This is a genomic window from Streptomyces sp. NPDC107559, assembly GCF_055657365.1.
This window is the reverse complement of record NZ_JBVKBD010000002.1, coordinates 452426-466532: the sequence shown is the minus strand read 5'-3', so window position 1 is coordinate 466532 and position 14107 is coordinate 452426. Positions and strand designations below refer to the sequence as shown.

Below are 14107 nucleotides of genomic sequence, written 5' to 3'. Positions count from 1 at the left end.
TGGCGCTACCTTCCTTCGCACCAGTGGGAGCGATTCCAACAGTCGACGCGTCCGCCACGACGCGCCCGAGCTGCAAGGAGTCGCTCATGCGACACCCCCCGCGTTCAGGTCTTTTAGTCGTGGCCGGTGCGATCGCCCTCATCGGGACAGCGGTCGTACCGGTCGTCACAGCGCAGGCGGCCACGCCGGCGTGCACGGTGCAGTACTCCGTCGTCAGTCAGTGGGACTCCGGCTTCCAGGGCACCGTGAGCATCACCAACAACACGGCCGCCCTGAGCAGCTGGAGCCTCACCTTCGACTTCGCCGGCGGCCAGCAGGTCACCCAGGGCTGGAACGCCAAGTGGTCCCAGTCCGGTGCGGCCGTCACCGCCGTGAACGAGAGCTACAACGGATCCCTCGGTACCGGCGCGAGCGTCAGCGCCGGATTCATCGCCTCCTGGTCGGGCGGCAACACCCCACCGGCCACGTTCAAGCTCAACGGCACCACGTGCAACGCCGACGCGGAGCCGTCACCCACCCCCACACCCACCCCGACCCCGACCGAGCCGCCCTCGGACGGCAAGGCGCCCGCGCTGCACGTCTCCGGGAACAAGCTCGTCGACGCCTCCGGTGCCACCCGCCGGCTGCTCGGCGTCAACCGGTCCGGCGGCGAGTTCATGTGCGTGCAGGGGTACGGCATCTGGGACGGACCGGTCGACGACGCCGCGGTCAAGGCGATCGCCGACTGGAAGGCCAACACCGTCCGGATACCGTTGAACGAGGAGTGCTGGCTCGGCCTGTCCAACATCAAACCCCAGTACTCCGGGGCCAACTACATCAGCGCGGTGAAGGACCTGGTGGCCCGGGTCGAGGCGCACGGCATGACGCCGGTCGTCGAACTCCACTGGACCTACGGGCAGTACACCGGCAACTCGGCCGGCTGCTCCGACGTCCACGCCACCTGCCAGAAGCCGATGCCTGACATGCAGTACTCGCCCACGTTCTGGTCGTCGGTGGCGAGCACCTTCAAGGCCGACCCGGCCGTCGCGTTCGACCTGTTCAACGAGCCCTACCCGGACCGGGCCACCGCCACGACCACCCAGGCCTGGCAGTGCTGGCGCGACGGCGGCAGCTGCCCCGGCATCGGCTACGAAGTGGCCGGAATGCAGGATCTGGTCGACGCCGTCCGCGGCGCCGGCGCGAACAACCTGATCCTGGCCGGCGGGCTCGCCTACTCCAACGACCTGAGCCAGTGGCTCGCCCACCGGCCCGCCGACCCGGCGGGCAATCTCGCCGCCGCCTATCACGTGTACAACTTCAACACCTGCGCGAGCGAGAGCTGCTGGAACTCCACCCTCGCCCCGGTCGCCGCCCAAGTGCCCCTGGTGGCGGGGGAGATCGGCGAGAACACCTGCTCGCACGCGTTCGTCGACCAGGTCATGAAGTGGTTCGACGCCCACGGTCTGTCCTACCTGGGCTGGACCTGGAACACCTGGGACTGCTCATCGGGGCCGTCCCTCATCTCAGCCTACGACGGCACACCCACGTCGTACGGAGCCGGGCTGCGTGACCATCTGCGCGCCCTGAACGGCTGATCCGTCCCGCAGTCCGGCACGCGCTCCACCGTGCAATCCGTCAAGTGCTCCACCGTGCAATCCGTCACGCGCTCCACCGTGCAGTCCATCGCGTAATCCATCACGGAACACCACAGAAGGAACCCGCACTCATGAGCCGTAGCAGAACAGCGGTACTCGCCGCACTGGCGTTGATCGCCGGCGCCTCAGGAGCGGCCGTCACGGTCGCTCCCGCGTACGCAGCCGTCCCCTGCACCGTCGCCTATTCGGTGCAGAACCAGTGGGACACGGGCTTCACCGCCAACGTGACCGTCACCAACAACAGCGCCGCCAAGAGCAGTTGGTCGGTGAAGTGGGCCTACGCCGGCAACCAGAAGATCACCAACGGCTGGAACGCGAAGATCACCCAGAGCGGTACCGCCGTCACCGCCAACAACGAGAGCTACAACGGGACGCTGGCGACCGGCGGTTCGGTCAGCTTCGGCTTCCAGGCCTCCTACAGCGGCACCAACGCCCTCCCGACCACCTTCACCCTCGACGGCGTGACCTGCAACGTCGACGACGGGAGCAGTGGCGGGGGCGACGGTGGGGGCGGCACCGGCACCCGGGTCGACAACCCCTACGCCGGGGCCAAGGTGTACGTGAACCCCGAGTGGTCGGCGAAGGCCGCGGCGGAGACCGGCGGCAGCCGGATCTCCAACCAGCCCACCGGTGTCTGGCTCGACCGCATCGCCGCCATCGCGGGCGCCAACGGGAGCATGGGCCTGCGGGCCCACCTCGACGCGGCGCTCGCCCAGAAGGGCACCGGCGAGGAGGTCGTCCAGCTGGTCGTCTACGACCTGCCCGGACGTGACTGCGCGGCACTGGCCTCCAACGGCGAACTCGGCCCGACGGAGATCGACAAGTACAAGACGCAGTTCATCGACCCGATCGCGGCGATCCTGGCCGACTCGAAGTACGCCTCGCTGCGGATCGTCACCACCATCGAGATCGACTCGCTGCCCAACCTCGTCACCAACACCGGCAGCCGGGCCACCGCCACTCCCGCCTGCGACACCATGCTCGCCAACGGCAACTACGTGAAGGGCGTCGGCTACGCCCTGCACAAGCTCGGCGCGATCCCCAACGTCTACAACTACATCGACGCCGGACACCACGGCTGGCTCGGCTGGGACGACAACTTCGCCCCGTCCGCCCAGCTCTTCTACCAGGCCGCCAACGCCGAGGGTGCCACCGTCGCCGACGTGCACGGCTTCATCACCAACACGGCCAACTACAGCGCCCTGAAGGAGAACAACTTCACCATCAACGACACCGTCAACGGCACCTCCGTGCGCCAGTCGAAGTGGGTCGACTGGAACCGGTACGTGGACGAGCTGTCGTACGCCCAGGGCTTCCGCAACCAGCTCGTCTCGGTGGGCTTCAACTCCGGTATCGGCATGCTGATCGACACCTCCAGGAACGGCTGGGGCGGCACCGCCCGGCCCGCCGGACCGGGCGCCACGACCAGCGTGGACACCTATGTCGACGGTGGCCGCTACGACCGCCGCATCCACATCGGCAACTGGTGCAACCAGTCCGGTGCCGGTCTCGGCGAACGGCCGAAGGCGGCCCCGGCGGCCGGGATCGACGCGTACGTGTGGATGAAGCCGCCGGGTGAGTCCGACGGCTCCAGCAGCGCCATCGCGAACGACGAGGGCAAGGGCTTCGACCGGATGTGCGACCCGACCTACACGGGCAACGCCCGCAACGGCAACAGCATGTCGGGCGCCCTGCCGAACGCCCCGCTGTCCGGCCACTGGTTCTCCGCCCAGTTCCAGCAACTGATGCAGAACGCCTACCCGGCGCTGTAGAGCACTGACCCGCTCCACCGGGGCCGACCCCTCCAGGGGCCGGCCCCGGTGGCGGCTTCCGCCCCCCGCCGTTGCCGTCCCGGCAAGGGAGGTGGCCGTCGCACGGTGTGTCGGAGCACGCTGACGGCAACCGGACGAGAGGCTGATTTCCATGGCGCATCACCACCATCACCACGGTCACGGCGAGGGCGACGTATCCGGCTCCGACCTGGACTGGGCCGAGATGGCCGAACCGTTGGAGGCCCAGGCGGAACTGTTCGCGCCGCTGTACACCCAGGTCCTGGCCTGGCTCGGGGAGCAGGTGGCCGAGCCCGGTCTGATCGTCGACGCGGGCAGTGGGCCCGGAGTCGTCTCCTGCCGCTTCGCCCAGACGTTCCCGGGCGCGCGGGTGGTCGCCGTGGACGCCGCCGCCCCGCTGCTGGAGCGGGCCCGGCAGCGCGCGGCCGCACTCGGTCTCGCGGACCGCTTCGCCACCCTGGCCGGTGATCTTCCGTCCGTGCTGGCCGAGTCGGACGGACCCGTCGACCTGCTGTGGGCGGCCCGCAGTCTGCACCACATCGGCGACCAGGGCGCCGCCCTCTCCGCCTTCGCCGACCGGCTGGCCCCGGGCGGGACGCTGGCGCTGATGGAGGGCGGGCTGCCCGCCCGCTACCTGCCGCGCGACCTGGGCCTGGGCCGCCCCGGACTCCAGTCGCGGCTCGACGGGGTGCTGGAGGCGTGGTTCGCGCGGATGCGCGCCGGTCTGCCGGGGTCCGTCGCCGGGCGCGAGGACTGGCCCGCCCTGCTGGGCGCCGCGGGCCTGAAGCACACCGGCACCCGCACCTTCCTGCTGGATCTGCCCGCGCCCGCGTCCGAGCGCGCCCGCGCCTATGTGGCCACGTCCCTGTCCTGGCTGCGCGAGGACTGCGCCGAGGACATCGACCCCGAGGACCTCACCGTCCTCGACCGTCTGCTCGACCCGGACGACGAGGCGGGCGTGCACCGCCGGCCGGACGTGTTCGTGCTGGCGGCGCACACCGTGTACACGGCGGTGCGGCCCGCGTAGCGACGCCCCGGTGCCGCCCGGCCGACCGCGCGCGGGGTCCGCGGCGGCCGCGCTTGACTTCGAGAGCGCTCCAAATGATGGACTCCCGACGTTCACCGAGACGTAGGGGGTAACCATGACCGACTCTCCGGTCACGCTCATCACCGGAGGCGGCAGCGGCATCGGCGCCGCCGTCGCGCGGCGGCTGCTGGACCAGGGGCAGCGGGTCGCCGTCACCGGCCGCGGCGAGCGGCGGCTGACCGAGTTCGCCGAGGAACTCGGCCACCCCGAGGGCCTGCTGACCCTGGTCGGGGATGCGGCGGACTATGCGCAGATCTGGTCGGCCGTCGAGGCCACGGTCAAGGCCTACGGCCGGCTGGACACCGTCGTCGCCAACGCCGGCATCGCCACCCACGACGCGGTCGCGGACGGCGACCCCGCCGGCTGGACCGAGATGGTCCTGACCAACGTGCTGGGACCCGCCCTGCTGATCAGGGCCTCGATCGACGCGCTGAAGGAGAGCCGGGGCCGGATCGTGCTGATCGGCAGCGTCGCCGGGTTCGTGCCCACGCCGGGCAACCTCTACGGCGCCACGAAGTGGGCGGTGACCGGCCTCGCCGAGAACACCCGTCGGCAGGTCACGGACTTCGGCGTCGGCGTGACCCTGGTCGCGCCCGGCCGGGTGGAGACCCCGTTCTGGGACGGGAACGGCTCGCTGCCGCCCGGGCGGCTGCTCACCGCCGACCAGATCGCCGACTCGATCGTCTGGGCCGTCCGGCAGCCGCACGGGGTCGACGTGAACACCGTCGTCGTACGGCCGCTCGGACAGCCCAACTGACGTAGAGCTTCGACAGGCCAGGTCAGCCCATGTCGAAGACCGCCGGGTCGGGACCGATCCGGCGGTCCTCGTTCAGGGCGCTGATCGCCGCGAGGTCCTCGGTGTCCAGGACGAAGTCGAACACGGCGATATTCTCCTTGATCCGGGTCGGCGTCACGGACTTCGGGATCACCACGTTGCCGAGCTGGAGGTGCCAGCGCAGCACGACCTGGGCCGGGGTGCGGTTGTGCTTCTGGGCGATCGCGACGATCGCCGGGACCTCCAGCAGGCCCTTGCCCTGGCCGAGCGGCGACCAGGCCTCGGTGGCGATGCCCTGCTGCGCGTGCAGCTCACGGGAGACGTGCTGCTGGAGGTAGGGGTGCAGTTCGATCTGGTTGACCGCGGGAATGACCGAGGTCTCCGAGATCAGCCGCTCCAGGTACTCCGGCAGGAAGTTGGACACGCCGATGGCGCGCACCCGGCCGTCCGCGTAGAGCTTCTCGAGCGCCTTGTAGGTGTCGACGTACGTGTCCCGGGACGGCAGCGGCCAGTGGATGAGGTAGAGGTCGAGGTAGTCCAGCCCCAGCTTGTGCAGGGAGGTGTCGAACGCGCGCAGAGTCGCGTCGTACCCCTGGTCGCTGTTCCAGAGCTTGGTGGTGACGAAGACGTCCTCGCGGGGGATGCCGGAGGCCGCGACGGCCTTGCCGGTGCCCTCTTCGTTGCCGTAGATCGCCGCTGTGTCGATGCTGCGGTACCCGGCCTCCAGCGCGGTGGCGACCGCCTGCTCCGCCTCGGCGTCCGGCACCTGCCAGACACCGAAGCCCAGCTGGGGCATCTCGACGCCGTTGTTGAGGATGATCGGGGGGACCTTGCTGCTCACGAGCTCTTGATCCTTCGGTTGTCCGTCAAGTGGTACTCCCATCGTCAACGATCACGGGCCGTGATGCATTCCTGACGAGGGAATCCGTCCGAACCGCCGGGGAACGGCTCAGGCGTGGTAAAGAGCCTCGACCTCGTCGGCGTAGACCTTCTCGATCGCCTTGCGCTTGAGTTTCAGCGACGGGGTGAGCAGTCCGTGCTCCTCGGTGAACGGCTGGGCCAGGATCCGGAAGGTGCGGATCGACTCGGCCTGCGAGACGAGGGTGTTCGCCGCGACCACGGCCCGCCGCACCTCGGTCTCCAGGGCCGAGTCGCGCACCAGCTCGGCCGGGGACGGCAGCGCTCTGCCGGTCATCTGGAGCCAGTGCTCCACGGCCTCCTCGTCGAGGGTGACCAGGGCCGCGATGTAGGGGCGGTCGTTGCCGACGACGATGCACTGGTTGACCAGCGGGTGGTCGCGGACGCGTTCCTCCAGCACCCCCGGCGAGACGCTCTTGCCGCCGGAGGTGACCAGGATCTCCTTCTTGCGCCCGGTGATGGTGAGGTAGCCGTCCTCGTCCAGGGAGCCCAGGTCGCCGGTGGCCAGCCAGCCGTCGTGCAGGGACTCGTCGGTGGCCTTGGGGTTGTTGAGATAGCCCTGGAAGACGTTGGCGCCGTTCAGCCAGATCTCGCCGTCGTCCGCGATGTGCACGGTCACGCCCGGGACGGCTTGGCCGACGGTGCCGTAGCGGGTCTGCTCGGGCGGGTTGGCGGTCGCGGCGGCGGTCGACTCGGTGAGCCCGTAGCCCTCGTAGATCTGCACCCCGGCGCCCGCGAAGAACAGGCCGAGCCGCCGGTCCATCGCGGAGCCGCCCGACATGGCGTTGCGGATGCGGCCGCCCATCGCGGCGCGCACCTTGGCGTAGACGACCTTGTCGAAGAACTGGTGCTGCACGCGCAGCGCCGCCGACGGGCCGGGACCCAGGCCCCAGGCCTTGTTCTCCACCGCCTCGGCGTACTTCACCGCCACCTCGACGGCCTTCTCGAACGGGCCGGCCTTGCCGTCCGTCTCCGCCTTGCGGCGGGCCGCGTTGAACACCTTCTCGAAGATGTACGGCACGGCGAGGATGAAGGTCGGCCGGAAGGCGGCCAGGTCGGGCAGCAGCGCGGACGCGTTGAGCTGCGGCTGGTGGCCGAACCGGACCCGGCCGCGGATCGCGGCGATCTCCACCATCCGGCCGAAGACGTGCGCGAGCGGCAGGAACAGCAGGGTCGCCGCCTCGTCGCCCTTCTTGGAGTGGAACACCGGCTCCCAGCGGGCGATCACCGTGTCCGCCTCGAACATGAAGTTGCCGTGCGAGAGGACGCAGCCCTTGGGGCGGCCCGTGGTGCCCGAGGTGTAGATGACGGTGGCGGTCGACTCGGGGGTGACCGCCTCCCGGTGCCGGTGCACCACCTCGTCGTCGAGATGGGCGCCGGCCTCGTACAGCTCCGGTACGCAGCCGTCGTCGAGCTGCCACAGCCGGCGCAGCCGCGGCAGGCGGTCGATGACGGTGGCGATCGTCATCGCGTGGTCCTCGTGCTCCACGATCGCCGCCGCCACCTCGGCGTCGTACAGCATCCAGAAGCACTGCTCGGCCGAGGAGGTCGGGTAGATCGGCACGACCTGGGCGCCGATCGACCACAGCGCGAAGTCGAGGAGCGTCCACTCGTAGCGGGTGCGGGACATGATGGCGACCCGGTCGCCGAAACGGATGCCCTCGGCCAGCAGCCCCTTGGCGAGGGCGAGCACCTCGTCGCGGAACTCGGCGGACGTCACGTCCTGCCACTGTCCCTGTTCGTCCTTGCGGCCGAGCGCGATGTGCAGCGGGTCTTCCTCGGCATATTGGAAGACGACGTCGGCCAGGCCGCCGACCGGCGGTGCCGACGCCGACGGAGGGTTGGTGAACTCGCGCAAACCCCGCTCCCCGCTCTAGTGACGCACCGCACAGCGCCGTGAAAGCTACCCCACCGAACGCCAGGTCGGGAGGGGGCGGAAAGCCGGGCGAGGGCGGGCTCCGGCTGTCCAGGGGGAGGGAAAAAGGGTCGATAGCGGGGAGGACCGGACACAAACCTGACGGTTGAGTAAGTTTCGCGACCGTAATCTCCACTGAATCTGTACGACATTGAACGATCCTCGGGGAGCCCCGCCGAGCCTCCGTGCGGGGTCCGCCGGGCCCCCGTGCGGGGTCCGGCGGGGCCCGGTGCGGGGTCCGGCGGGGCTTGGCGCGGAGGCGGTCGGCCGCGGGGGTCCGGCACGCGGAGACGACGCCGTTCCTGCGCCGGGTCAAGCAGCTCACGTACCCGCTGCCGTCGCGCCGGCGCGCTCCTCGCCGGGTCCGCGCCAGCGGCGGTGCAGCCGGTCCCCGCCGCCGAGGACCGCCGCGGCCAGCGCGTCCGCCGCGCCCTGCGCCGCCGTCCGCCGCCGGCCGTGCACCAGGACGAACTCGACGCGGCCCAGCTCCGGCAGGCCCGCCCGCTCCGGCACCCGCACCAGGCCCGGCGGGACCAGCCCGCGCGAGTGCGCCATCACGCCCAGTCCCGCCCGTGCCGCCGCGATCAGCCCGTTGAGGCTGCCGCTGGTGCACGCCACCCGCCAGGCCCGCCCCTGGCGCTGGAGTGCCTCGAAGGCGAGGGCCCGGGTGATCCCCGGCGGCGGGTAGACGATCAGCGGCACCGGACGGTCGGGATCCAGGCGCAGCCGTTGCGCGCCGATCCACACCAGTTCGTCGCGCCACACCAGCTCGCCGCGCGGGTCCCCCGGGCGCCGCTTGGCCAGCACCAGGTCGAGCTTCCCGGCGGCCAGCTGCTCGTGGAGCGTGCCGGACAGTTCCACGGTCAGTTCCAGGTCGACCTCTGGATGGTCGTGCCGGAAGCCCTCCAGGATCTCCGGGAGCCGGGTCAGCACGAAGTCCTCCGACGCGCCGAAGCGCAGCCGGCCGCGCAGCCGGGTGCCGGCGAAGAACGTCGCCGCCTGCTCGTGCACCTCCAGGATCCGGCGCGCGAAGCCGAGCATCGCCTCGCCGTCCTCCGTCAGCTCCACCGAGTGCGTGTCCCGGGTGAACAGTGTGCGGCCGGTGGCGTCCTCCAGCCGCCGTACGTGCTGGCTGACGGTCGACTGGCGCAGCCCCAGCCGCCCGGCGGCCTGGGTGAAGCTCAGCGTCTGCGCCACCGCGAGAAAGGTACGCAGCTGGGAGGGGTCGTACACACCCACCACCGTATACGGCCATCACGTCACGCGATGACAGTCAGAGCGGTATGACGGATTCCCGATCACGAAGCGGGAGAGGACGATGGAGGGGGGTCTCCTGAGCGGCCCCGGACCGCAACGCACGAGCAAGTGGAGCACCGTGAAACGCCTGCGCCGGCCGAGTCGGATGCCGATCGACCCGTACATCCTGCTGCTGCTCGGGACGGTGGGCCTCGCCGCGCTCCTGCCCGCGCGCGGAGCGGCCGCCGAGGTCGCCTCCGGTGCCTCCACGGCCGCGATCGCCTTCCTCTTCTTCCTCTACGGGGCCCGGCTGTCCACCCGCGAGGCGCTCGAGGGGCTGCGCCACTGGCGGCTGCACGGCACCGTCCTGCTCTGCACCTTCGTGGTCTTTCCGCTGTTCGGCCTGGCCGCCCGCGGACTCGTCCCGGTGCCGCTGACCCACTCGCTCTACCAGGGACTGCTGTTCCTCACCCTGGTCCCCTCCACCATCCAGTCGTCGATCGCCTTCACCTCGATGGCCCGCGGCAACGTGCCCGCGGCGATCTGCGCCGGCTCCTTCTCCTCGCTCGCGGGCATCGTCGTCACCCCGCTGCTGGCGGCCGCGCTGCTCGGCGGCAGCGGCGGCGGGTTCTCCGCAGACTCCCTCGTCAAGATCGTGCTCCAGCTGCTCGCGCCGTTCCTGGCCGGGCAGGTGCTGCGCCGCTGGATCGGCGGTTTCGTCGCCCGGCACCGGAAGGCGCTCGGCTACGTGGACCGCGGATCCATCCTCCTCGTCGTCTACACCGCGTTCAGCGAGGGCATGGTCCAGGGCGTCTGGCACCAGATCAGCCCGGTCCGGCTCGGCGGGCTGCTCCTGGTCGAGGCCGTCCTGCTCGCCGTGATGCTCGCGCTGACCTGGTACGGCGCGAAGGCGCTGGGCTTCGGCCGCGAGGACCGCGTCGCCATCCAGTTCGCCGGCTCGAAGAAGTCCCTGGCCTCCGGACTGCCGATGGCGAGCGTGCTGTTCGGCGCACACGCCTCGCTCGCGGTGCTGCCGCTGATGCTCTTCCACCAGATGCAGCTGATGGTGTGCGCGGTGATCGCCAAGCGCCGGGCCCACGACCCGGAACCGGCCGGCGCCGCCGCGCCGGCCGTCCCGGTGCGGACCGGCACGGTCATGGGGACCCGTTCGCGCTGACCCCGTTCGCGCCGGCCCCGGCAACGCTCAGCCGTCCTCCCGCACCCGGTCCAGCGGCAGCCACAGCACGGTGTGCGCGAGGTCGGCGGGCGGTGGGCCGGCGACCTCCGCGTCGCTCAGCGCGCGGTCCCACACGTGGACGTCGTCGATCACGCCGGTGAAGAACTCCCGGCCGTCCATGCGCTGACCGATGTGGACGCCGAACGGAGAGTTCCGGCTCACCGAACCGGTCACGTCGGCGACGGCCGACTGCGTGCCGTCGACGAAGAGCGTCAGCCGTCCGCCGCCGCGGCGCAGCGCCACCTGGTGCCAGCGGCCGTCGTCGAAGGTGCCGGTGATGCTCACGGACGCGGACCGTACGGCCGTCGCGCCGTCCCGCACGGTGATCAGGGCGCGCACCCGGTCGCCGGCCGGCTCCGCACGCAGCCAGATCTGCGGTTGTGTGGTGCCCATGCCTCCCATCCACAGCAGCGGCTGCTCACCGGTGGTGGCGGTGGAGCGGAACCGCAGGGAGGCGGTGAAGTCCTTCGTGCCGAGCGGGAGCCGGTCGCTGTAGGGCAGACGTACGCCGTCGTCGACGCCGTCGAAGGACAGCGCGCCGCCCGTCACCCCGTCGGTCACCCGGGCGCCGCCCAGCACGGTCGCGGGGGCGGCGCCCGGGGCCAGGTCGGCGGTGGTCGGGTCCGGGCCGCGGGGCGGCACGAGCCAGTCCTCGGAGAAGCGGGCGAAGCGGATCTCGTCGCGGGCGTCGACGGCACCGCCCTCGTACAGCAGGCCGACGGTGTCCTCGTCGATCCGGGTCAGGTCGGAGTAGCCGGAGAAGTCCGTGGTGACGGTGGTGCCGCGGTCCAGGCTGTCCCAGGTGCGGCCGCCGTCGTAGGAGGAGCGGATCATCATCCCGCGGCGGCGGTCGGGGTCGCCGGGGCAGGCCAGCAGCAGACGCAGGCCCAGACGGAGGGTCGAGCACTGCACCTGGGGCGCGTAGAGGTCGGGCAGGTCGCGGAAGGGGGCGGTGAAGGTGTCGCCTCCGTCGCGGCTGACCGCCTGGGTGCGGTGGCCGAGATCCGTGCCGTCCTGCTCCCGGCCGCTGACCAGCACGGTGCCGTCGATCAGCTCGGTGAGGGTCAGTTCGGAGGGCTTCTGGCGGAAGGTGCCGTCCTCGGCGACCGGCCAGGAGTCGACGGCGCCGGGGCGCCAGTGGTCGCCGCCGTCGTCGCTGACGACGAGTGCCGCGTGGTCGGCGGTGACCCGGCTGCCGTCCCAGGTCTCGGTGTTGACGCCGAGGACGAGCCGGCCGGCGTGCCGGCCGCGGGTGAGCTGGATGCCGTGCACCGGGCCGGTCGCGTACCAGGAGTTCCAGTTCGCGGGCAGGATCTCGGAGCTCAGGTCGCGCGGCGCGGACCAGGTCAGGCCGTCGTCGTCGCTGTACTGGAGGTGCGGGGTGCGGTCGCAGGGGACGGCACAGCCGGCGCCGTCCGTACGCCCGGTGTTGTACGTCTCCGCCAGGAGGATGCGGCCGGTCTCGCGGTCCACGACCGGCGCGGGGTTGCCGTGGGTGTCGCCGCCGCCCTCGTTGACGACCTGGAGCGGGCCCCAGGTGCGCCCGCCGTCGGTGGAGCGCTTGAGGACGATGTCTATGTCGGCCGCGTCACCGCAGTTGAGGACCCGGCCCTCGGCGAACGCCAGCAGCGTGCCGTCCGTGGTGGTGACGATCGCCGGGATCCGGAAGCAGGCGTACCCGGGGTCCTGGGACGCCTTGAACAGCACCTGCTGCCCGAACTCCGGGCCGGCCGCCGAGGGCCGGGCGTGCGCGGGATTCGGCAGCGCGAGCAGCGCGGCGGTGGTCGACGCCGTGACGAGGGTGGATCTCAGGCGTGTACGAAGACTTGACGGCATGGTGCGACCTGCCCTTCGTGCGTCTCGACATCCGAAGGTCCGGACATATGGAGGTCCGGACGACCGGAGGTCTGGACATCCCATGTCCAAGGGGCGTGCTGCAGACGTTAGTTGGGGCCGTCCAGGCCCGACAAGGAGCGTGCGGCAGGGGATCGGGGCGACCTTTGCGCGGGTTCGGCCGCCGGATGTCGTTGGGGACCCCAATGGTATCGTTGGGAGCACCAACGGTATCGTCGTATCATTGGGAAGTCCAATGAATCGGCGCTAGGCTGCGTTCATGTCCGAAGCCCCGATCCCCGCGATCCGCGCCCTGCCCAGCTGGATCCTCGGCCGCGCCGCCGCCCGCGGCCGGACGCTGGTCGCCGAGGCGCTCGCGGCCGAGGGCGTGAAGATGTGGCACCACGTGGTGCTGTCGGCCGTCCGTGACCTAGCCCCGGTCGCCCAGGCCGACCTGGGCCGCGGTGTCGGACTCGACCCCAAGGACCTGGTGGGGGTCCTCAACGACCTCCAGGCGGGGGGCCTGATCGTGCGCGAACCGGATCCGAGGGACCGCCGCAAGAACGCCGTGTCGCTCACCCCGCAGGGCGAGGAGCTGCTGCTGCGCTGCGAGGACGCGGCACGGGCGGCGAACGAGATGCTGCTCGCGCCCCTGGCGGCGGCCGAACGCGACCGGTTCACCGCCCTGCTGGTCCGCGTCGCCGCGGGCCCGGACGAGTGATGACGACACGACGGTGAGGTGACCGGGGCCGGCCCGAGGCGGGGCCCCCGCGGCGCAGGGGGCGCTCCCCGCCGGCCGGGGCCCCGCCGCCGTGTCGCGGGGAGCCGGGTCAGCCCTGGGCGGCCGCGGCCCGCAGGGCGATCCGGGCCTCGCCCGCGTACACGTTCATGGAGCTGCCCCGCAGGAAGCCCACCAGGGTCAGACCGGTCTCCGCGGCCAGGTCCACCGCCAGCGACGACGGCGCCGAGACCGCCGCCAGCATCGGTATCCCCGCCATCACCGCCTTCTGCGCCAGCTCGAAGGACGCCCTGCCCGAGACCAGCAGTATCGAACGCGACAGCGGCAGATCGCCGTTCTGCAGGGCGCGGCCGACCAGCTTGTCGACGGCGTTGTGCCGACCCACGTCCTCGCGGATGTCGACCAGCTCCCCGTCCTCGGTGAACAGGGCCGCCGCGTGCAGCCCCCCGGTCCGGTCGAACACCCGCTGGGCCGCGCGCAGCCGGTCGGGGAGGCTCGCCAGCAGACCGGGGTCCACCCGGACCGGGGGAGTGTCGGCGATCGGGAAACGGGCCGTCGTACGCACCGCGTCCAGGCTCGCCTTGCCGCACAGTCCGCACGACGACGTCGTGTAGACGTTGCGCTCCAGGGTGATGTCGGGCAGGACCACCTCCGGCGCGGTCCGCACGTCGACCACGTTGTAGGTGTTGGCACCGTCGGCCGTGGCCCCCGCGCAGTACACGATGTTCTGCAGGTCGGACGCGGCGGCCAGCACGCCCTCGCTCACCAGGAACCCCGCGGCCAGCGCGAAGTCGTCCCCCGGGGTGCGCATGGTGATGGCGAGCGGCCTGCCGTTGAGCCTGATCTCCAGCGGTTCCTCGGCGACGAGCGTGTCGGGCCGGCTGGAGACCGCCCCGTCCCGGATCCGGATCACCTTGCGTCGTTCCGTGACTCGTCCCATGTC

General features: G+C 71.4%; 11 protein-coding genes. 6 read left to right on the top strand and 5 right to left on the bottom strand.

Features of this window, described 5'->3' with window-relative positions; all coding sequences use genetic code 11:
• Nucleotides 1-86: 86 nt before the first annotated feature.
• From ACZ7OY_RS08640 to ACZ7OY_RS08625, 4 genes are all read left to right on the top strand, one after another.
• Nucleotides 87-1574, top strand: coding sequence for a cellulase family glycosylhydrolase (locus ACZ7OY_RS08640; protein ID WP_471910714.1), 1488 nt, complete (start codon nucleotides 87-89; stop codon nucleotides 1572-1574).
• Nucleotides 1575-1705: 131 nt separating this feature from the next.
• Nucleotides 1706-3406: a glycoside hydrolase family 6 protein gene (locus ACZ7OY_RS08635; protein WP_471910713.1), complete on the top strand. Its 1701-nt coding sequence runs from the start codon at nucleotides 1706-1708 to the stop codon at nucleotides 3404-3406.
• A gap of 151 nt (nucleotides 3407-3557) precedes the next feature.
• The gene (locus ACZ7OY_RS08630; protein WP_471910712.1) at nucleotides 3558-4451 is read left to right on the top strand and encodes a class I SAM-dependent methyltransferase; all 894 of its coding nucleotides are present in this window, start codon (nucleotides 3558-3560) and stop codon (nucleotides 4449-4451) included.
• Nucleotides 4452-4566: 115 nt separating this feature from the next.
• Nucleotides 4567-5268: an SDR family oxidoreductase gene (locus ACZ7OY_RS08625; RefSeq protein ID WP_471910711.1), complete on the top strand. Its 702-nt coding sequence runs from the start codon at nucleotides 4567-4569 to the stop codon at nucleotides 5266-5268.
• Nucleotides 5269-5290: 22 nt separating this feature from the next.
• Here ACZ7OY_RS08625 and ACZ7OY_RS08620 read toward each other — a convergent pair whose 3' ends face one another.
• The 3 genes from ACZ7OY_RS08620 to ACZ7OY_RS08610 all read right to left on the bottom strand — a co-directional run bounded on the left by ACZ7OY_RS08620 (nucleotide 5291) and on the right by ACZ7OY_RS08610 (nucleotide 9352).
• Nucleotides 5291-6127, bottom strand: coding sequence for an aldo/keto reductase (locus ACZ7OY_RS08620; RefSeq protein ID WP_471910710.1), 837 nt, complete (start codon nucleotides 6125-6127; stop codon nucleotides 5291-5293).
• A 108-nt stretch (nucleotides 6128-6235) separates the two neighbouring features.
• Complete coding sequence (locus ACZ7OY_RS08615) at nucleotides 6236-8062, bottom strand: AMP-dependent synthetase/ligase (RefSeq protein WP_471910709.1); 1827 nt, start codon at nucleotides 8060-8062, stop codon at nucleotides 6236-6238.
• Between the two features lie 378 nt (nucleotides 8063-8440).
• Entirely contained in the window at nucleotides 8441-9352 is a 912-nt protein-coding gene (locus ACZ7OY_RS08610; RefSeq protein WP_471910708.1) for a LysR substrate-binding domain-containing protein, read from the bottom strand.
• Between the two features lie 142 nt (nucleotides 9353-9494).
• Between ACZ7OY_RS08610 and ACZ7OY_RS08605 the strand changes: the two genes are divergently transcribed.
• On the top strand, nucleotides 9495-10532 hold the full coding sequence (locus ACZ7OY_RS08605; protein ID WP_471910707.1) for a bile acid:sodium symporter family protein: 1038 nt from the start codon (nucleotides 9495-9497) through the stop codon (nucleotides 10530-10532).
• Between the two features lie 27 nt (nucleotides 10533-10559).
• Here ACZ7OY_RS08605 and ACZ7OY_RS08600 read toward each other — a convergent pair whose 3' ends face one another.
• Entirely contained in the window at nucleotides 10560-12428 is a 1869-nt protein-coding gene (locus ACZ7OY_RS08600) for an exo-alpha-sialidase (protein WP_471910706.1), read from the bottom strand.
• Nucleotides 12429-12705: 277 nt separating this feature from the next.
• Here ACZ7OY_RS08600 and ACZ7OY_RS08595 point away from each other — a divergent pair, with 277 nt between their 5' ends.
• Nucleotides 12706-13146: a MarR family winged helix-turn-helix transcriptional regulator gene (locus ACZ7OY_RS08595; protein WP_471910705.1), complete on the top strand. Its 441-nt coding sequence runs from the start codon at nucleotides 12706-12708 to the stop codon at nucleotides 13144-13146.
• A gap of 109 nt (nucleotides 13147-13255) precedes the next feature.
• Here ACZ7OY_RS08595 and fdhD read toward each other — a convergent pair whose 3' ends face one another.
• Nucleotides 13256-14104, bottom strand: coding sequence for a formate dehydrogenase accessory sulfurtransferase FdhD (gene fdhD / locus ACZ7OY_RS08590; RefSeq protein WP_471910704.1), 849 nt, complete (start codon nucleotides 14102-14104; stop codon nucleotides 13256-13258).
• Between the last annotated feature and the right edge of the window lie 3 nt (nucleotides 14105-14107).